The 19,070-nt window shown below is 65.7% G+C and carries 18 protein-coding genes; 9 read left to right on the top strand and 9 right to left on the bottom strand.

All coding sequences use genetic code 11. The annotated features are described in order from the left end of the window. Positions 1-127: 127 nt before the first annotated feature. The 6 genes from U9J41_RS13860 to U9J41_RS13835 all read left to right on the top strand — a co-directional run bounded on the left by U9J41_RS13860 (position 128) and on the right by U9J41_RS13835 (position 5,732). On the top strand, positions 128-982 hold the full coding sequence (locus tag U9J41_RS13860) for an AAA family ATPase (RefSeq protein WP_322402786.1): 855 nt from the start codon (positions 128-130) through the stop codon (positions 980-982). After that, positions 979-1,566: a GNAT family N-acetyltransferase gene (locus U9J41_RS13855; protein ID WP_322402785.1), complete on the top strand. Its 588-nt coding sequence runs from the start codon at positions 979-981 to the stop codon at positions 1,564-1,566. The genes U9J41_RS13860 and U9J41_RS13855 overlap by 4 nt, the downstream gene beginning before the upstream one ends. A 12-nt stretch (positions 1,567-1,578) precedes the next feature. Further along, the gene (locus U9J41_RS13850) at positions 1,579-2,748 is read left to right on the top strand and encodes a vWA domain-containing protein (RefSeq protein ID WP_322402784.1); all 1,170 of its coding nucleotides are present in this window, start codon (positions 1,579-1,581) and stop codon (positions 2,746-2,748) included. A gap of 146 nt (positions 2,749-2,894) precedes the next feature. After that, the gene (locus tag U9J41_RS13845) at positions 2,895-4,085 is read left to right on the top strand and encodes a cation:proton antiporter (protein WP_322402783.1); all 1,191 of its coding nucleotides are present in this window, start codon (positions 2,895-2,897) and stop codon (positions 4,083-4,085) included. Then, complete coding sequence (locus tag U9J41_RS13840; protein WP_322402782.1) at positions 4,075-5,193, top strand: YbdK family carboxylate-amine ligase; 1,119 nt, start codon at positions 4,075-4,077, stop codon at positions 5,191-5,193. The genes U9J41_RS13845 and U9J41_RS13840 overlap by 11 nt, the downstream gene beginning before the upstream one ends. A gap of 92 nt (positions 5,194-5,285) precedes the next feature. Then, entirely contained in the window at positions 5,286-5,732 is a 447-nt protein-coding gene (locus tag U9J41_RS13835; RefSeq protein ID WP_322402781.1) for an SRPBCC family protein, read from the top strand. Here the strand turns inward: U9J41_RS13835 and U9J41_RS13830 are convergent, their stop codons facing one another. After that, positions 5,733-6,077, bottom strand: a complete 345-nt coding sequence (locus tag U9J41_RS13830; RefSeq protein ID WP_322402780.1) for an antibiotic biosynthesis monooxygenase family protein — start codon at positions 6,075-6,077, stop codon at positions 5,733-5,735. Beyond that, positions 6,074-6,403: an NIPSNAP family protein gene (locus U9J41_RS13825; RefSeq protein ID WP_322402779.1), complete on the bottom strand. Its 330-nt coding sequence runs from the start codon at positions 6,401-6,403 to the stop codon at positions 6,074-6,076. Before U9J41_RS13825 ends, U9J41_RS13830 begins: the two co-directional genes overlap by 4 nt. 75 nt (positions 6,404-6,478) lie before the next feature. Between U9J41_RS13825 and U9J41_RS13820 the strand changes: the two genes are divergently transcribed. Beyond that, complete coding sequence (locus U9J41_RS13820; protein WP_322402778.1) at positions 6,479-7,153, top strand: ArsR/SmtB family transcription factor; 675 nt, start codon at positions 6,479-6,481, stop codon at positions 7,151-7,153. A gap of 1 nt (position 7,154) precedes the next feature. Here the strand turns inward: U9J41_RS13820 and U9J41_RS13815 are convergent, their stop codons facing one another. Both U9J41_RS13815 and U9J41_RS13810 read right to left on the bottom strand, forming a co-directional pair. Beyond that, positions 7,155-7,505 (bottom strand): hypothetical protein, encoded by a 351-nt coding sequence (locus U9J41_RS13815; RefSeq protein ID WP_322402777.1) that lies wholly within the window; start codon positions 7,503-7,505, stop codon positions 7,155-7,157. Between the two features lie 170 nt (positions 7,506-7,675). Beyond that, positions 7,676-8,677 carry a gamma-glutamyl-gamma-aminobutyrate hydrolase family protein gene (locus U9J41_RS13810; protein WP_322402776.1) on the bottom strand — a complete coding sequence of 334 codons (1,002 nt, stop codon included), beginning with the start codon at positions 8,675-8,677 and terminating at the stop codon, positions 7,676-7,678. Between the two features lie 305 nt (positions 8,678-8,982). Between U9J41_RS13810 and U9J41_RS13805 the strand changes: the two genes are divergently transcribed. Together U9J41_RS13805 and parC are read left to right on the top strand one after the other, a co-directional pair. After that, positions 8,983-10,983, top strand: coding sequence for a DNA topoisomerase IV subunit B (locus U9J41_RS13805; RefSeq protein ID WP_322402775.1), 2,001 nt, complete (start codon positions 8,983-8,985; stop codon positions 10,981-10,983). 124 nt (positions 10,984-11,107) lie between these two features. Next, complete coding sequence (parC, locus tag U9J41_RS13800) at positions 11,108-13,447, top strand: DNA topoisomerase IV subunit A (protein WP_322402774.1); 2,340 nt, start codon at positions 11,108-11,110, stop codon at positions 13,445-13,447. 225 nt (positions 13,448-13,672) lie between these two features. Here parC and U9J41_RS13795 read toward each other — a convergent pair whose 3' ends face one another. The 5 genes from U9J41_RS13795 to ltrA form a co-directional block, all read right to left on the bottom strand. Then, on the bottom strand, positions 13,673-14,398 hold the full coding sequence (locus U9J41_RS13795) for a DsbC family protein (RefSeq protein ID WP_322402773.1): 726 nt from the start codon (positions 14,396-14,398) through the stop codon (positions 13,673-13,675). A 20-nt stretch (positions 14,399-14,418) separates the two neighbouring features. After that, entirely contained in the window at positions 14,419-15,150 is a 732-nt protein-coding gene (locus U9J41_RS13790) for a hypothetical protein (protein WP_322402772.1), read from the bottom strand. A gap of 5 nt (positions 15,151-15,155) precedes the next feature. Next, entirely contained in the window at positions 15,156-15,677 is a 522-nt protein-coding gene (locus U9J41_RS13785) for a nuclear transport factor 2 family protein (RefSeq protein WP_322402771.1), read from the bottom strand. A gap of 104 nt (positions 15,678-15,781) precedes the next feature. Then, the gene (locus U9J41_RS13780; protein ID WP_322402770.1) at positions 15,782-16,714 is read right to left on the bottom strand and encodes a hypothetical protein; all 933 of its coding nucleotides are present in this window, start codon (positions 16,712-16,714) and stop codon (positions 15,782-15,784) included. Between the two features lie 588 nt (positions 16,715-17,302). Continuing rightward, complete coding sequence (gene ltrA / locus U9J41_RS13775) at positions 17,303-18,670, bottom strand: group II intron reverse transcriptase/maturase (RefSeq protein WP_322401867.1); 1,368 nt, start codon at positions 18,668-18,670, stop codon at positions 17,303-17,305. Positions 18,671-19,070 lie beyond the last annotated feature (400 nt).

Here is a 19,070-nt window from a genome sequence, read left to right as displayed (position 1 = left end):
CCACGATCCAATCGATTCTATCCGAAGAATATGGTCGAGTCCATTGGGCAGCGCAGCATGGACGACCTTCGCACCACGCCGTTCTGTCATATACTCGTTGGCATTCCCACACCAACCGCGCAGGCCCATGCACGCATCCCGACGCTTCGAAGGCAGCGACAACTATGTCGCCACCGCCGACCTGAAACTGGCGGTCAACGCCGCCCTCACCCTCGCCAGGCCCCTGCTGATCAAGGGCGAACCCGGTACCGGCAAGACCATGCTGGCCGAGGAAGTGGCGGCCGCGCTCGATATGCCGCTGCTGCAATGGCACATCAAGTCCACCACCAAGGCCCAGCAAGGCCTGTACGAATACGACGCCGTCTCGCGCCTGCGCGATTCGCAGCTGGGGGACGAGCGCGTGCGCGACATCCACAACTACATCGTCAAGGGCGTGCTGTGGCAGGCGTTCACGGCGCCCGAGCCAGTGGTGCTGCTGATCGACGAGATCGACAAGGCCGACATCGAATTCCCCAACGACCTGCTGCGTGAGCTGGACCGGATGGAGTTCTACGTCTACGAGACGCGCGAGATGGTCGTGGCGAAGCACCGGCCCCTCGTCATCATCACGTCGAACAACGAGAAGGACCTGCCGGACGCCTTCCTGCGCCGCTGCTTCTTCCACTACATCAAATTCCCCGACCGCGACACGATGGCCGACATCGTGAAGGTCCACTATCCGACGCTGAAAGCCGACCTGCTGGCCGCCGCGCTGCAGAGTTTTTATGAACTGCGCGACGTGCCGGGCCTGAAGAAAAAGCCGTCGACGTCCGAATTCCTCGACTGGCTGAAGCTCCTGCTGGCCGAGGACATCCCCGTCGAGGTCCTGCGCAGCCAGGACGGCAAGGCGATCGTGCCGCCGCTGGCCGGCGCGCTGCTCAAGAACGAGCAGGACGTCGGCCTGTTCGAGCGCCTGGTGGCGATGGCGAGGCACAACCGATGATCCACGTCGATCCCGTCACCCTCGAATTCAACGGCGTGCGCCTGGAACCGCTGGCGCCGCGCCACCTGGACGGCCTGCGCGCGGCGGCCGCCGACGGCGAGCTGTGGAACCTGCGCATCACGTCCGTGCCCGCACCGCACGAGACGGAAACCTATATCCGCACCGCGCTGGAGACGGCCAACCGCGTCGCCTTCGCCGTCGTCGACGCGTCCAGCGACACCGTCATCGGCACGACCAGCTACCACGACATCATGCCCGCGATCGACCGCGTCGAAATCGGCTACACCTGGTATGCGCGGAGCCGCCAGCGCAGCCACGTCAACACGAGCTGCAAGCTCCTGCTGCTGTCGCACGCGTTCGACACGCTAGGCTGCGCCGTCGTCGGCCTGCGCACCGATAATTTCAACTACGCGTCGCAGGCCGCGATCGAACGGCTGGGCGCAAAGAAGGACGGCGTGATCCGCCACCATGCGCCGCGCCGCGACGGCACCGTGCGCGACACCGTCATGTACAGCATCGTGCGCGGCGAGTGGCACGAGGTCAAGTCGCACCTGCATTACCGGCTCACGCGCAACGCGCAGTAACAGGAGCGCGGCATGCTGATCGACTTCTTCTTCACCCTGCGCGACGCCAAGGTGCCCGTCTCGATCAAGGAATTCCTCACGCTGCTGGAAGCGCTGCAGCAGCAGGTGATCGCGCCGTCGCTCGACGAGTTTTATTATCTCGCGCGCCTGACCCTGGTGAAGGACGAAGCCCATTTCGACAAGTTCGACCGCGCGTTCGGCGCCTTCTTCAAGGGCATCGAGACCGTGTTCGATGCCAAGGCGGACATTCCCCTCGACTGGCTGCTGAAACGCCTGGAACGCGAGCTGACGCCGGAACAGAAGGCGCAGCTGCAAAAGCTCGGCTACGACAAGCTGATGGACCGCCTGCATGAACTCCTGAAGGAACAGAAGGAGCGCCACGAGGGCGGCAACAAGTGGATCGGCACGGGCGGCACCTCCCCGTTCGGCAATGGCGGCACGAACCCGGAAGGCATCCGGATCGGCGGCAAGGGCGGCAACCGGTCTGCGGTGAAGGTCTGGGACCAGCGCACCTACCGCGACTACGACGGCGAACGCGAGCTGGGCATCCGCAACATCAAGGTCGCGCTGCGCCGCCTGCGCCGCTTCGCGCGCCAGGGCGCGGCCGACGAACTGGCGCTGGACGAGACGATCCGCTCCACCGCCAACAACGCCGGTTGGCTCGACATCAGGATGCAGCCGGAGCGGCGCAACCGCATCAAGGTGCTGATGCTGCTCGACGTGGGCGGCACGATGGACGACCACATCGAACGTACCGAAGAACTGTTTTCGGCGGCGAAGGCCGAGTTCAAGCACATGGAGTTCTACTATTTCCACAACTGCGTCTACGACCACCTGTGGAAGAACAACCGGCGCCGCCACGCGGAGCGCTTCCCGACGTGGGACGTGCTGCGCACCTATCCGTCCGACACGCGCCTGATCTTCGTCGGCGACGCGACGATGAGCCCCTACGAAATCCTGGCGCCGGGCGGTTCCGTCGAATACGCCAACGACGAAGCGGGCGCCGAATGGCTGGCGCGGTTCTGCCACGCGTTTCCCAAGTTCGCGTGGCTGAATCCGGAACCGGAGCACCTGTGGCAGTACCGGCAGTCGATCGACGTCGTCCGGAGAATCATGGGCAACCGCATGTTCCCGGTGACGATGGACGGTCTCGAACGGGCGATGCGCTTATTGAGCAAATAACGTCCACGGTGAGGGTCGTTCACGCAATGGCGGGCACCACGTGCCCACGCGTGACGTGTGCGCCGTGCCTGCCGTACGCAATCGTGCGGACATATCCATCTTGTAGAATCAGCCGCAAGTCATAACATCTTGGCAAAGGAGCCGCCATGCCGGAATTCCTGGCGATCCTGACCAGTCTCGCCTGGCCGTTCGCGATCACGGTGGCGTGGCTCGTCGGCGAATTCGGGCAGCGCTGGACAGGCCTGCCGCGCATCAGTTTTTATGGGCTCGTCGGTTTCGTGCTGGCCGCGCCCCAGCTGGGCGTGCTGCCGCGGCCGGAAACCGGCACGGCACTGCTGCTGGCCGACGTCGGGTTCGGGCTGATCCTGTTCGAGCTGGGCTACCGCATCAACCTGCACTGGCTGCGCACGAATCCGTGGATCGGCGTCACCGGCCTATTCGAAGCGGGCCTCACCTTCGTCGGCGTGTATCTCGTCGCGAACGCGTTCGGCGCGCCCCTGTTCGACCGGCTGATGCTCGCATCGCTGTCGATGGCGACGTCGCCCGCGACCGTCGTCCGCGTGATCAACGAGCAGAAAAGCTCGGGCCAGGTGACGGAACGGGCGCTGCACCTGTGCGCGCTGAACTGCGTGCTGGCCGTGTTCGCGTTCAACGCCGCCGTCGGCCTGTGGATCTTCCGCACGTCCGAAGACGTCGGCGACGCGCTGTGGAACAGCCTCGTCGTGCTGGGCGTGTCGGCCTTCACGGGCGCCGTGTTCGGGCTCGTCGTGCCGGGCGTCCTGCGCCTGCTCGGCAAGCTGGCGCAGGACGCCACCGTCGCCTTCGCGCTGGCCGTGATCCTGCTCGTGGCGATCACGCATGCGCTGGGGCTGTCGCCCGTCGTCGCCGCGCTCGCATTCGGGCTGACGGCGCGCCACCGCCGCGTCGCGTTCAGCCAGGCGCAGCGCAACTTCGGCGCGCTGGGCGAGCTGCTCACCGTCGTGCTGTTCGTGTTCGCGGCGTCCACGCTCGACTGGCGCCGCGTGTGGGCCGGCGCGCTGCTCGCCGTGGCGCTCGTGCTGGTGCGCCTGCTAGCGAAGACGGCCGGCGTGACCGCGTTCGCGCACCTCGCCGGCATCTCCTGGCGCAAGGGCGCGCTGACGGGCGTGGCGCTGACGCCGTTGTCGGTGTTCGTGGTCCTCCTGATCGAGCATGCACGCCAGGCGGGCGTCGCGGTGGTCGAGGAATTGCGCGCCGTGGCGGCGGTCACCATGCTGCTCGAAGTGTTCGGTCCCATCATCCTGCAGCGCGCCCTCGTGTGGGCGCGCGAAGCGCCGGAGCGCAACCATGCCGCTTGAAGCCTTCGCCACATCGAAGCCGCTGACGTTCGGGGTCGAGCTGGAACTGCAGCTCGTCAGCCTGTCCGACTTCGACCTCACGCCGGCCAGCCCCGACCTGATGCACCTCCTGAAGCGCAAGCCGTTCCCCGGCAACGTCACGCCCGAGATCACGGAGAGCATGATCGAGATAAATTCGAGCGTGCAGACCGGCTACGGCGCACTGCTGGCCGAACTGGTCGACATCCGCGACACGCTGGTCGCCGCCGGCGACGTGCTGAACATCGGCATCGCCGGCGGCGGCACGCATCCGTTCCAGCACTGGTCGGAGCAGCGCATCTCGGCCAAGCCGCGCTACCAGGAATTGTCGGCGCTGTACGGCTACCTGGCCAAGCAGTTCACCGTGTTCGGCCAGCACGTGCACATCGGCTGCGCCAGCGGCGACGACGCCCTGTTCCTGCTGCACGCGCTGTCGCGCTACATCCCGCACTTCATCGCCTTGTCCGCCTCGTCCCCGTTCGTGCAGGGCCACGACAGCGGCTTCGATTCCGCGCGCCTGAATTCCGTGTCGGCCTTCCCGCTCAGCGGCCGCGCGCCGTTCACGCTCAGCTGGGACGATTTCGCCAACGTCTACTTCGCCAAGATGGCGCGCACGCGCATCATCAAGAGCATGAAGGATTTTTACTGGGACCTGCGGCCCAAGCCGGAATACGGCACGATCGAGCTGCGCGTGTGCGACACGCCCCTCACCGTCGAGCGGGCCGCGGCACTGGCCGCCTATCTGCAGGCGCTGTGCCGTCACCTGCTCGAGCGGAACGACGTCCCGCCGCTGGAAGACGACTACCTCGTCTACAACTACAACCGCTTCCAGGCCAGCCGCTTCGGCCTCGACGGCGTGATCACCCATCCGAAGACCTACGAGCAGATCCCGCTGCGCGACGACATCCTCGCCACGCTCACCCTGATCGAACCGCATGCGCAGGCGCTGGGCAGCCTGGACGCGCTGCCGCACCTGGCCGCGGCCGCCGTCGACGGCGGCGACGCGACCTTCCTGCGCGGGCAGTACGAACGCCAGGGCAGCGCGGAAGGCATGGTCGACGCGGCGATCCGGCGCTTTCGCGGGCACTGAAAAAATCGTATCCTGCATGTCGATCCGGCGGCATCCCGTTCGTCGTAGGATCGGAGGGACGTCCTCTGCCACTCACGCCAAGGAAACCGATCATGTCCACGAATACCGTCGAGCTGCACCGCGTTCTCAAATCCACCGCCGACCGCGTCTACCGTGCCTTCCTCACGCCCGCCGCCATCGCCAAATGGCTGCCGCCGCACGGCTTCACCTGCACCGTGCACGAGCAGGACGGCCGCGTCGGTGGACGCTACAAGATGTCGTTCACGAATTTCACGACGGGCGCCAGCCATTCGTTCGGCGGCGAATACCTGGAACTGGAGCCGGGCGCGCGCCTGCGCTACACGGACGAATTCGACGATCCCAACCTGCCCGGCACAATGCAGACGACCGTGCTGCTCCGCGAGGTGTTCTGCGGCGTCGAAGTGAAGGTCAAGCAGGAAGGCATACCCGCCGCGATCCCGGTCGAACTGTGCTACCTCGGCTGGCAGGAGTCGCTCCAGCTCCTCGCGCAACTCGTCGAACCCGAGATCAAGGACTGATCAGCCGTGCACGGCGCGCGCATCGGCCGGCGCCTGGGCGCGGTCGTGCATGCCGTAGTCGCGCACGACGGCGGCCACGCGCAGGCGATAGTCGCGGAACATGCCGGCGCGGCCCGCCGCCTGCGCCGCCCGGTGCTCGGGCAGCGTGCGCCAGCGCTCGACGGCCTCCTCGTCGCGCCAGAACGACAGCGACAGGATGCGTTCCGGCCGCGCCAGCGATGCGAAGCGCTCGATCGAGATGAAGCCGTCGATCGCCTCCAGCTCGGGACGCAGCGCGGCGGCCGCGTCGAGGTAATCCTGGCGCCGCGCGGGGTCCGGCTCGACCTCGAAGATCACGGCGATCATGCCGACGTTCCCGCGGCCGGCGCGGCGACGTTGTCGAGGAAGGTGCGTTCCTCGCGCAGGATGAAGCGCTGTGCGCGCGCGAACTCGAAGTTGGCGCGTGCCTCGCCGTCGTCCTTCAGGCGCAGCCGATAGGCTTCGTAGGCGGCCAGGCTGTCGAAGCCGACGAGGCCCCACGCCTCGTAGTTCGTGCCCTCGTGCGGCAGGAAGTAGCCGAGCAGGCGACCGCCCAACCGGGGGATGATGCGGCCCCAGTTCTCGGCATAGCGGCGGAAGGCGTCGCGCTGGACGGGATCGATCTCGTAGCGGATAAAGCAGGTGATGGGCATGGTGGCGCTCCTCGTTTGTGTGAAACACCACTGTAGTCCCTGGCCCTCGCTTGACGCTTCGGCTAAGATCGAAGCATGAGGGACGGACCCAACATCGCCAATATCGCCGCACTGATCGGCGACCACGCGCGCGCCGAAGTGCTCAACGTACTGATGAGCGGCCTGGCGCTGACGGCAACGGAACTGGCCGACGCCGCCGGCGTCACGCGCCAGACCATCAGCACGCACCTGGCCAAGCTGCGCGACGCCGGCCTGCTCACCGTCGAGGCGCAGGGGCGGCATCGCTATTTCCGCATCGCCGACGCCGACGTCGCGCACCTGCTCGAATCCATGATGGGCATCGCGTTCGGCACGGGCGCGGTGCGCGTGCGCTCGGGCCCGCGCGAGCCGGCGCTGCGCAAGGCGCGCGTCTGCTACGACCATCTCGCGGGCGAACTCGGGGTGCTCGTCTACGCCGGCATGGCAAGGCGCGGCGCGTTCGCGCTGGATGCCGGCGACGTGACGCTCACGGACGTCGGCCGCGCCCTCGTCGCACAACTCGGCGTCGATCCGCTGCCGTCCGCCACGCGCCGGCCGCTGTGCCGCCACTGCCTGGACTGGAGCGAACGCCGCCATCACCTGGCCGGCGCCCTCGGGACGGCGCTGCTGGAGCGCTTCCAGCAACTCGGCTGGGCGCGTCGCGTGCCGGATTCGCGCGTGCTCGCGTTCAGCGCGGACGGCGAGGCGGCGCTGAGGGCCTGGCTGGGCTGACTCAGGTCGCGAGCGCCGGCCTGCCCGGCCCCAGGATGCGCGCCAGCAGCGGACGCCTGGCGGGCGCCGGCAAGGCGCGGTCGACCAGCGCCGCCCACTTCACGCTCAACTGCTCGCAGGTGGCGCGCAGCACCGGGTCGGCATCCGGCAGGCGCGCCAGCGCATTCAGGTGGCGCTCGATCACGGAAGCCAGTTTCACGCACGGGCCATCGGCCTGGCTGCAGTCGGCGGCGGCCGCGCTGGTGACGGTGTATTGCGACATCAGGTGCAGCAGGGCCGCCACGAGCAGTTCGTGGCGCGTGGTGCGCCGTGCATCCGGCGCGTTCAGTTCATCCAGCACATCGTCGTCCATAAGACCTCCTCGAAATGATTGAGAATGATTCTCATTTCGATTATGAGCCGACAACGAAGCGGATGCAAGCGCAATCTGCCTTGCGCGCCGTTCAATGCTTGCCGTCGAGTCCGGCGACGATCGCCATACGCACGCGGCACGCTTGCAAACAGCCGAGCCGAAGCGTGGAATCAGAGCCGCGTCTCGCGCGCCGCGCGCAGGAACTCGTCCAGCACGGGCGTGCAGTCGAGCAGGTCGCCGCCGGTGGCGCGGTGGAATTCCGGATGCCACTGCAGGCCCATCACGAACGGGGCGCGCTGGTAGCGGATCGCCTCGACGACGCCGTCCGGCTCCGACATCGCTTCCACGTGGATGTCGCGCCCCAGGTCCTTGACGGCCTGGTGGTGGATCGAATTCACGACGGCGTGTTCGTGCCTGGGAAACATCTTGCGCAGCGACGAACCCTGCGGGAACACGATCGCGTGGCGGTGCGCATCGTAGACGTCGTGCACGTGCGGCTGGGCACCGGGGACGTTCGTCGCAACGTCCTGGTACAAGGTGCCGCCGAACGCGACGTTGATCAGCTGGCAACCGCGGCAGATGCCCAGCACGGGCTTGCCGGCATCGACGAATTCGTGCAGCAGTTCCAGTTCGTAGACGTCGCGCGCGCGGTCGCCGCTCCACTCGGGCCGGGTCGGCGTTTCGGAATACGTCATCGGCGACACGTCCGCCCCGCCCTGCAGCACGAGGCCGTCCAGGTGGCGCGCGTAATGCCGCATCGTGATGTTGCTGGGGTGAAGCAGCCCGTTCGTGTTCACGGTCGGCACCATGAACACGAGCACGTCGCGCGACATCACCCATTGCGCGATCGATTCCTCGAGATATTGCAGGTTCTTGCTGCGCAGGCCGGTCGAGCCCGCTTCCGGATGGAAGATACGGGCGGACACGCCGATGCGCAGCGTGCGCCGCATGAAGTCGCGATTGAATTTATCGGCCAGCGCACGCCAGCGCGAGCGCAGCACGCGGCCGGCCAGGTTCAGCGCCGTGTCGTCCGTGCGCAGGTAGCGTGACCCGCCGCCCGCGGCACGGCGGTCGGGGACGCGCGGCGGGCCCGATGGGATGTCCTGCGACGGGTCGGATGCGCTCGCGGGTCCGCCCGGTTCGTTAGGGTGCTTGTCATTGTCCAAAGCCATGATCTCAATATATCCTTGCGACGGTCGCGCACGATTCGGATTTAGAAAAAATGTCGTTTTGTTACGAAATCTCTCCCGCCGCGCCCATATCAACAGGATGCCGGGATGCCGCCGTCTTGGCAATCCATGCAATGAGCGCTTGCAAACTTGCGCCTAACAGGCAAAAATACTGTATTTCCATACAGTTGTCTTGCCCTCACACCGTATCCCGTCCCCTGGAACAGGGCACATCCCGGGGCGTGAAGTCGCTTATTTTCCGCCCGACAAGATAGAATGCGCAGCATTCGAATGATTGAAGATCAAGCATGGCCACCAAGAAACCCGCACCCGATTACAGCGAATCATCCATCCGCGTCCTGAAAGGACTGGAGCCCGTCAAGCAGCGTCCGGGCATGTACACGCGCACCGAGAATCCGCTGCACATCATCCAGGAAGTGATCGACAACGCCTCGGACGAGGCGCTGGGCGGCTACTGCAAGAACATCGATGTGACGATGAATGCGGACGGCTCGATCACCGTCGAGGACGACGGCCGCGGCATCCCCGTCGGCCTGCATCCGGAAGAAGGCGTGTCCACGGTCGAGATCGTGTTCACCCGCCTGCACGCCGGCGGCAAGTTCGACAAGGGCTCGGGCGGCGCGTACGCGTTCTCGGGCGGCCTGCACGGCGTGGGCGTGTCCGTCACCAACGCGCTGTCCAGACGCCTCGAGATCACCGTCTGGCGCCGCGACGACCAGGGCAACGGCCAGCACCGCCTGGTGTTCGCCGGCGGCGACGTGATCGAGCCGCTGACCTCCAGCCCCGCGGACCGCGGCGGCAAGAAGAACGGCACGCGCGTCACCGCCTGGCCGGACGGCAAATACTTCGACTCGCCGAACATCCCGATGAGCGAGTTGCAGCGCCTGCTGCGCTCGAAGGCCGTGCTGCTGCCGGGCGTCACCGTCACGCTCACAAACGGCAAGACGGGCGACGTCCAGACCTGGCGCTACGACGAAGGCCTGCGCGGCTACCTGACCGAAGCGCTGTCGCAGACGGCGGGCGGCGGCCAGACCTTGATCCCGCTGTTCGAAGGCGCACAGTACGCGGCCGCGGGCGATGAAGGCTTTGCCGAAGGCGAAGGCGCGGCGTGGGTCGTCGCGTGGACGGAAGAAGGCGCCGTGGTGCGCGAATCGTACGTCAACCTGATCCCGACGCCGAGCGGCGGCACGCACGAATCCGGCCTGCGCGACGGCCTGTTCGGCGCCGTGAAGGGCTTCGTCGAGATGCACTCGCTGCTGCCGAAAGGCGTCAAGCTGCTGCCGGAAGACGTGTTCGCGCGCGTCTCGTTCGTGCTGTCGGCGAAGGTGCTGGACCCGCAGTTCCAGGGCCAGACGAAGGAACGCCTGAACTCGCGCGACGCGGTGAAACTCGTGTCGACGTTCACCAAGCCGCCGCTCGAACTGTGGCTGAACCAGCACGTCGAGTATGGCCGCAAGCTGGCGGAACTCGTCATCAAGCAGGCCCAATCCCGCCTGCGTTCGCTGCAGAAGGTCGAGAAGAAAAAATCGTCCGGCGTCGCCGTCCTGCCGGGCAAGCTGACGGACTGCGAATCGACGGACATCACCCGCAACGAACTGTTCCTCGTCGAGGGCGACTCGGCGGGCGGCTCCGCCAAGATGGGCCGCGACAAGGAATTCCAGGCCATCCTGCCGCTGCGCGGCAAGGTGCTGAACACGTGGGAGACGGACCGCGACCGCCTGTTCGCCAACAACGAGATCCACGACATCGCGGTCGCGATCGGCGTCGACCCGCACGGCCAGGACGACAACCCGGACCTGACCGGCCTGCGCTACGGGAAGATCTGCATCCTGTCCGATGCGGACGTGGACGGCTCGCACATCCAGGTCCTGCTCCTGACGCTGTTCTTCAAGCACTTCCCGGCCCTTTTTAAAAACGGCCACGTGTGCGTCGCGCGCCCGCCGCTGTACCGCGTGGACGTGCCGGCACGGGGCAAGAAGCCGATCCAGAAACTGTACGCGCTGGACGACGGCGAGCTGCTGGCCATCGAGGACAAGCTGAAAAAGGAAGGTCTCAAGGAAGGCGTGTGGAGCATTTCCCGCTTCAAGGGCCTGGGCGAGATGAACGCCGAACAGCTGTGGGAAACCACGATGAACCCGGACACCCGCCGCCTGCTGCCGGTAGCCTTCGGCGATTACGGCCTGGCCGAATCGTCGGCGCGCTTCAACATGCTGATGGGTAAAGGCGAAGCCGCGGCCCGCAGGGCGTGGCTCGAGGAACACGGGAACGAGACGGAAGCGGACATCTGATAACGGACGCGCCGCATGAAATTGGGTCCCTGCCTTCGCAGGGACGACGTATCGAGTGCGTTGGCTTTAAAACCGTCGTTCCCGCGCAGGCGGGAACCCAAGTTTGCATGAACGAACAACACATATGACCCAAGCAAGCCTCTTCGAACAAACCACTCCCCCCGGCGGCAGCGACGACGACGCCGAGACGCTGACCCTATCCACCTTCGCCGAGCGCGCCTACCTGGACTATGCCGTCTCGGTCGTGAAAGGCCGCGCGCTGCCGGACGTGTCGGACGGCCAGAAGCCCGTCCAGCGCCGCATCCTGTACTCGATGAACGAACTGGGCCTCGGCCCGACGGCGAAGCCGCGCAAGTCCGCGACCGTCGTCGGCGACGTGCTCGGCAAGCTGCACCCGCACGGCGACCAGTCGGTCTACGACGCCCTCGTGCGCATGGCCCAGGACTTTTCGTTGCGCTATCCGCTGATCGACGGCCAGGGCAACTTCGGCTCGCGCGACGGCGACGGCGCCGCGGCGATGCGTTACACGGAAGCGCGCCTGACGCCCGTCTCGCGCCTGCTGCTCGACGAGATCGACATGGGCACCGTCGACTTCCAGCCGAACTACGATGGTTCGAGCGAGGAACCGCGCACCTTGCCCGCGCGCCTGCCGATGCTGCTGCTGAACGGCGCATCCGGCATCGCGGTCGGCATGGCCACCGAGATCCCGTCGCACAACCTGCGCGACGTGGCGTCCGCCGCCGTCGCGATGATCCGCAATCCCAAGATCACGCACGCCGAGCTGATGACCATGATACCCGGTCCGGATTATCCGGGCGGCGGGCAGATCATCACGCCGGCGTCCGCCATCGCCGACATGTACGCATCGGGCCGCGGTTCGATGAAGGTGCGCGCGCGCTGGAAGATCGAGGAACTGGCGCGCGGCCAGTGGCAGGCCGTCGTCACCGAGCTGCCGCCGGGCGTCTCGTCGCAGCGCGTGCTGGAAGAGATCGAAGAACTCACGAACCCGAAGATCAAGGTCGGCAAGAAGACCCTGCTGCCCGACCAGTTGACGCTGAAGCAGACGATCCTCGGCGCGCTCGACGCCGTGCGCGACGAATCGGGCCGCGAAGCGCCGGTGCGCCTCGTGTTCGAGCCGAAGTCGAAGAACCAGGACCAGGCGGAATTCATGCTGATGCTGCTGGCGCACACGTCGCTGGAAACGTCGAGTCCGATCAACCTCGTGATGATCGGCGGCGACGGCCGGCCGCGCCAGAAGGGCCTGTCGGAGATCCTGCAGGAGTGGGTCGACTACCGCTTCGTCACAGTTCGCCGCCGCACCGAATTCAAGCTGGGCAAGGTCAACGACCGCATCCACATCCTGGAAGGCCGCGAGACCGTCCTGCTGAACATCGATGAGGTCATCCACATCATCCGCAACTCGGACGAGCCGAAGGCGGCGCTGATGGAGCGGTTTCGCCTGTCCGAGCGCCAGGCCGAAGACATCCTCGAGATCCGCCTGCGCCAGCTGGCGCGCCTGGAAGCGATCAAGATCCAGCAGGAGCTGGCCGAGCTGCGCAGCGAAAAGGAAAAGCTGGAAGACATCCTCAATAATCCGTCGTCGATGAAGCGCCTGATCATCCGCGAGATCGAAGCCGACTCGAAGCAGTACGGCGACGACCGCCGCACCTTGATCGAGGAAGCGCAGAAGGCCGTGGCCGAGCAGAAGATCGTCGACGAGCCGGTGACCGTCATCGTCTCCGAAAAAGGCTGGGTGCGCGCGCGCACCGGCGTCGGCCACGATCCGGCCCAGTTCACGTTCAAGGCGGGCGACTCGCTGTACGGCGCGTTCGAGTGCCGCACCGTCGATACGCTGCTGTGCGTCGGCGACAACGGTAAAGTCTATTCCGTGCCCGTCGCCGCCCTGCCCGGCGCGCGCGGGGACGGCGTGCCCATCACGACGCTCGTCGACCTGTCCGGCGGCGGTCGTATCCTGTACTACTTCGCCGGCAATGGCGACACGCGCCTGCTGCTCGCGTCGTCGACCGGCTTCGGCTTCATCACGAAGGCCGGTGACATGATCACGCGCCTGAAGGGCGGCAAATCGTTCGTCACGCTGGACGACGGCGCGGTGCCGCTGCCGCCGCGCGTCGTGCCGGACAATGCGGGCGCCATCGCCTGCCTGTCCGAAAAGGGCCGCGTGCTGGTGTTCGGCATCGACGAGATGAAGGTGCTGACCAACGGCGGCCGCGGCGTGATCCTGATGGCGCTGGATCCGAAGGAAACGCTGCTGGCCGTCCAGCCGATCAGCCAGAAAGGCCTGAACGTGGTCGGCACCTGGGCCGGCGACAAGCCGCGCACCGTGGAGCTGTTCGCGTCCGGCCTGGAGCCGCACTTCGGCAAGCGCGCCAACAAGGGCAAGCCGTTGTCGGCCAAGCTCAAGGCCAAGGACCTGGCCATGCGCACCACCGGCGAAGGTTCTTGATCGTCGCCCGGCGCAGGCCTGTTGATCGTCGCCCCGGCGCAGGCCTTTGATCGTCGCCCCGGCGCAGGCCTGTTGATCGTCGCCCCGGCGCAGGCCGGGGTCCAAGTTCGTAACCGTTCATGCAAACTTGGGTCCCCGCCTCCGCGGGGACGACGGGATGCTTACTGATGCGCGTGACGCAGGCCCCTCAACTGTGGTCCCGCCTCCGCCGGGACGACGGCGGGCTTACTGATGCGCGTGACGGAGGCGCGTCTCCAGGGTCGCCACGTCGAAACCGCTGCCGCTGCGCGAGCCGTCCGCGAAATAAATCGTCGGCGTGCCCTGCACGTGCAGCTTGCGGCCCAGCGCCAGTACCTGCTCGTTCGGCGTGACGCAGGCGGCGGGCGCGCCGGGAGCCGGCTTCGCCTCCGTCATCCACTGCTGCCAGGCGAGCGACCGGTCGGGCGCGCACCAGATGTTCTTCGACTTGGCGGCCGAATCGTCCGACAGGATATTCAGCAGGAACGTGTAGACGGTCACGTTGTCGATTTCGCGCAGCGTCTGGTGCAGCTTGCGGCAGTACGGGCAGTTCGGATCCTCGAACACGGCCATCACGCGCTGGCCGTTGCCCTTGACGGTCTTGATCGCCATCTCCAGCGGCAGGTCGGCGAAGCGGATCGCCGCCAGCTCGTCCGCGCGCGCGCGCGTGAGGTCCTGCAGCGTCGTGAGGTCGACGATCTTCCCCACGAACATATAGCGCGCACTGGCGTCCGTATAAAAGATGTCGGCGCCCGCGCGTATTTCGTACAGGCCGCCGTAACCGGTCTTGCTGACCGCGTCGACCTTCGCATTGCTGCCCATGCGCGGTTCCACCAGTTTGTGGACGCGCGCCTCGTCCGGCGTTTCGGCCTGCGCCCAAGCCGTCACGGCCAGTGCGGCCAACGCGGCGGCCAACGCCATGATGTTCTTCATTGTCTCGCTCCAGAATATCGTTACTCCGCCCCTGCCATCAGGCGGCTCGCACATGACTGCGCGCGCTCGTTGCGGCCCTGCTCCAGCACCGCCGCGTGCATCCGGCGCGCGCGCAGTTCGTTCGAATCCACTTCCTCGGCGCCGACCGGGGCGCGCATCTTGCGCCAGTCCTCCAGTGCGCTCCTGCAATCGTCGGCGGCGGCCCCGAACCAGGCTTGCGCCACGGCCGTGCCCAGCATGCGTTCGCGCAGGTGGCCCCTATCCTGCTGCCAGGCCAGCATGTGCGCCACCTGCTCGTCGTTCAGGCCGGACGGGTCGGGTGAGGTAAAGCGCACCTGCGCACGCAATTCCTTTTCGGCCTGCCGATAACGCAGGTAGGCGTCGACGAGATCGGCGGCCTGGCTGCGTGCCGGCGGCACGAGGCGGCTGTTCAGGTAAGCATGCAATTGGGCGGCGCCGCCGGGCTTCGCCAGGTAGCCGTCGAACAGCCTGCGCAGCGCGGGGTCGACCCGCAGGTTGCCGGCGCCGTCCGTCAGCGACGTGTCGTCCACACTCGGCGCGTGCCCGGCGGCGGCGCCGCCCGGACCGATCGGACCGTCCCAGCCGGCGCGCTGCGCGGCGGGTGCGGCGGCGGGTGCCGCGGCAGGCGCCGCGCTCCCGCCGCGCAACCAGACCACCGACCCGGCACCGATCGCCACCGCGACAACGCACGCCAGGCCGACCGCCGCCTTGCTGTCGAACAGTGAAGCCATGGCGCTCAAGGCTTCTTGCGCAGCGACTGGATGTCGGGAACGACGGTGCCCGGTACGGCCGCGGCATTCTCGTCCACCGGCGCGGCGTAGCGCACGGCGGCCTTCCAGTCGGTGCCGACGCGCTTCCAGGCGTCGACGACAAAATAGGACCGGGCCGCATCGCCTTGGGCGAGCGTCCACTTGAAGCTCACCAGCATCAGGTCGCCATACTCGTGCACCGCCATCTGGGCAATCGACGCACGCATCGCCGGCTGGCGGGCCCATTGGCCCAGGACATCGGCGAGCGCGGTGGGGACACCGGGGACCGGGCTTGAGCGGATCTCGAAATCGTCCGTGACGTAGCGCCTGATCGCCGGGGCGTCATGGCGCTGGATGGCATCGAACCAGTCGTTTTCAAGCTTGGTGAAGATGAGGACATTGCGGGTCGGCGTCAGGACGGCACCGCGGCCGCTCGGCGTCGCCTGCTCCGCCGCGAGCGCGCCGCCGCACGCCGCCAGCAGGCTTAGCGCAATCAGGAATCGATTCATATGCTCGACACAAAAGGAAGATAAGCAGAAAGAAAAGCAGCGGCCGCGGACGTCTCCACGGCCGCCGCGTACTCAGCTCAGGATGCGATTCAAGCAGCCGCCGCTCAGGGGTAATGTTGCACGCAACGCTGGGTGCTGGCAATCAGCCAGTTCTGCTGGATCAGATACTTCATCGTGCCGAACGTCTGGTTGTACTTGGCGCCGTTCGATGCGGTCGACGTCGTGCCGAAGTTCCAGGCGCACTTGTCGGCATTCTCCTGCCCGTCGAGGTTCGAATACCAGGCGTTCAAGGCCGGATCGGTCGTCGCCTCTTCCACTTCGTGCGCCATCACGCTCGCCGCGCCGTCCGCGCCCGGCGTATTGTTCGGGCTCGGGCTGGTGGCGCCGCAAGACGACGCGCACTGGGTTTCCGCATTGCCCACGAAGGCGTACTTGATGTCCTGGCCGCTGATCGTGGTGTGGTCGTGCCAGCCACAATACTGCGTGCAGAAACCGGACGTCGCGGTGGTCGAATGGTCGGTCAGCACCACATAGATGCCGTTCGCGTCGGCCGGCAATTTGCCCGCCGTGATCGCATCGGACACGATCGATGCGATGTTCGCATCGGTCAGCTTGGTACCGTACGTGCCGCTGTTGGTCGTGGTGCCGGCAAGGGCGAGGCTGTTCTGTACGGGCGCGCCGGCGGCGTTGTAATACGTGGTGTTGATGTTGAAGTAAGGCGAACCGCCGAGATGCTGGCCGATATTGGTCAGCACGTTCTGCGATGCGGCATCCCATTGCGAACCGTACCAGATGTAGTACAGGTTCTTGGGCGCAGTCATCACCGGGCCGCCGTGATAGGACAGGTTGCTGCGCGTGCTGGCACCGCCGCCTGCCTTACCGTTCGACGCCGCGGTGGCGACGTTGTCGAGCTCGCCCCAACCCTTGCCGGTGGGCCTGAATTGGGAATTCGGCGTTTCTCTTACGGTCTGGGCATGTGCTGCGAACGCATAGACGAGGCTGACGGTCAACAGGCTGAGTTTGCGGCTAAATTTCATTATTTCTCCTCCATAAAGGTTTTTATAGAAATGCGCCCGTATAGGGCTATCCAGCGACCACCTGCCAGGCTTGTGACCTGGACAGGCGACCTATCCCAGCGACGGACGTGACACGTCCTGGCGCTCGAATGCCTTGCAAACTCCGCCCTGCGATCCCGCGGCGGAATTCATCGATTCGGTAAGGTATGGATCAGCGCAGGCGTAATCGCACGTGCGCTCGCGAAGCGTGGAGGACAAACCGATGCGGACAGACTGGCGAACTTTGCATCGTCCAACGCCTCCGATTGAATTTGTAATGAAATGTAAGCAAAGTGTTGAGCAACCGAGTGTACGCAGACACAGATGGGCTCGCAAGGAGCGCTAGATTACAAATATTTAATGTTCAAAAAAACAACAACGGCCAAAAAACATGAGGAAAATCAAAGGCTAATCCATCTTTATATGCATGCGGAAGCAACTTCCGCAACGCCGACGTCACGCACGCCACGACGCGCAAGACAATCGGCATAGGGGGCAGCTAATGTTAGCTGCGCCCCTGCCACACCACCCGGCATGCGGGTCCGCACCGGGCGGTTCGAGTAGTTGAGGTCAGGACAAGCGTGGTACTCCCGACCGGTCGAAGTAGGCAACCGTAAGGACTGACTTCAACAGCCGGTCGGCGTTGCGCCACCAGCGACGGCTATTTGCCGCAACCTGCTCGGCAACAGCAGGCATTGCCCCGAGTCGAAGCAGTTCCCGATACATGGTCGTCCCGCGTTTCCAGTGCTTGAGCTGGATCGCCCGGAGCCTGTGACGCAGCCATTCGTCGAGTTGTCTCCATATCTTCGGGGTTTCGGCATATTTGAAGTACCCTTTCCAGCCAAGCATGTAGGAGCGCAGCCTCTCGACGATCTGGAGCATGCTGCGGCCGCCAGAGCGTCTTGTCAGTTCGCGGATGCGTTGCTTGAATGTTGCCAGCGGCTTCTCCGCGACCTTCAATTTCACCACCCTCCCCCTTCCCACCCACAGGCTGTAACCGAGGAACTTGCGACCGAAGGTGCTGCCGACCGCGCTTTTGGTTTCGTTGACCACGAGGTGCAACTTGGCATAGAGGCGGCGCAACAGCACCATCACCCGCTCGCCCGCACGCTTGCTGCGAACGTACACGTTCGCATCATCGGCGTAGCGCGCAAAGCAATGGCCGCGTCGTTCCAATTCCTTGTCCACTTCATCGAGCAGGACATTGGCCAGCAAGGGCGAGAGCGGACCGCCTTGCGGCGTGCCTTCATGCCGAGACTGCACCACGCCATGGTCCATGATGCCGCTGTTCAGATAGGCGCGCACCAGCCGGATCACGCCAGCGTCGTCGATGCGTTTCCGTAAGCGGTCGATCAGGATGTCATGGTTGACCCTGTCGAAGAATTTCGACAGGTCCACATCCACCACGATCCGCCGCCCCGACTGGACGTACGCTCGGGCGGCAAGTACCGCGTCCTGCGCACGCCGGCCTGGGCGGAAGCCGTAGCTGTGCTCGCTAAATGTGGGGTCAAGAATCGGTTGCAGCACTTGGAGCAGTGCCTGCTGGATCAGCCGATCCGTCACCGTCGGGATGCCAAGCTCGCGCTCGCCACCGTCGGGCTTCGGAATCGTTACCCTGCGTACCGGGCTGGGCCGGTACGTCCCCGCCAACAATTGTTCGCGTATCCCCGGCCAGGCCACGGCCAGGTAGCGCGAGGTTTCGTCGATGTCCCGACCATCCACCCCGGCTGCGCCCTTGTTGGCGCGCACACGCTTGAACGCTTGCAGCAGGTTTTCCCTTCTCAACGCTGCATGCAGCAGCATTGATCCCGCGTCTCCTGACGCATGTCGCGGGCGACAGGCTTCGTCGCTGGAGATTTCAGCCAAGGCTTCACCCTGACCTACGGCCTCCCGCCCCGCCTTGGCGGGCATCTGACGCATTGCCTGTCGCATCGACATGCCGGACAACACTCCTACTCGTTCGGTCCTTCGTCGGCGGGGTCGAGCCTTCCCGGCGCTACCGCCAACTACTATGACCTCTGCTGAGACCCCGCTACGGCAGCGCCGCCGCCCTTTCAGGCGTGAGGCGGGGCGTCCCCAGGTAAGGGCCGCACTCCTTCATCACACAACCGCCGCATCTACGCCGCTTCGCCTCGACCACAAGAGCTTCGCGGTTTGTCGCCCGCTCGCCCTGCTCGGCAGCGCCTTCTATGCGATTCTTGTCCATCGGCTCATGATTTACGATTCACGCTTCCTCCCCACGGTCGATTACTCTTCCGCAGTTGCGCTTCACTTCGCTCGCTGTGGTCAGCTTGCGGCGGGACTTTCACCCGCAAGAGTGCGCCCATGCTGGGCGCAC

This window comes from Massilia luteola (genome assembly GCF_034420155.1).
GTDB classification, from domain to species: domain Bacteria; phylum Pseudomonadota; class Gammaproteobacteria; order Burkholderiales; family Burkholderiaceae_D; genus Telluria; species Telluria luteola.
The sequence above is the reverse complement of the archived record's forward strand: the minus strand, read 5'-3'. Positions and strand labels throughout refer to the sequence as shown.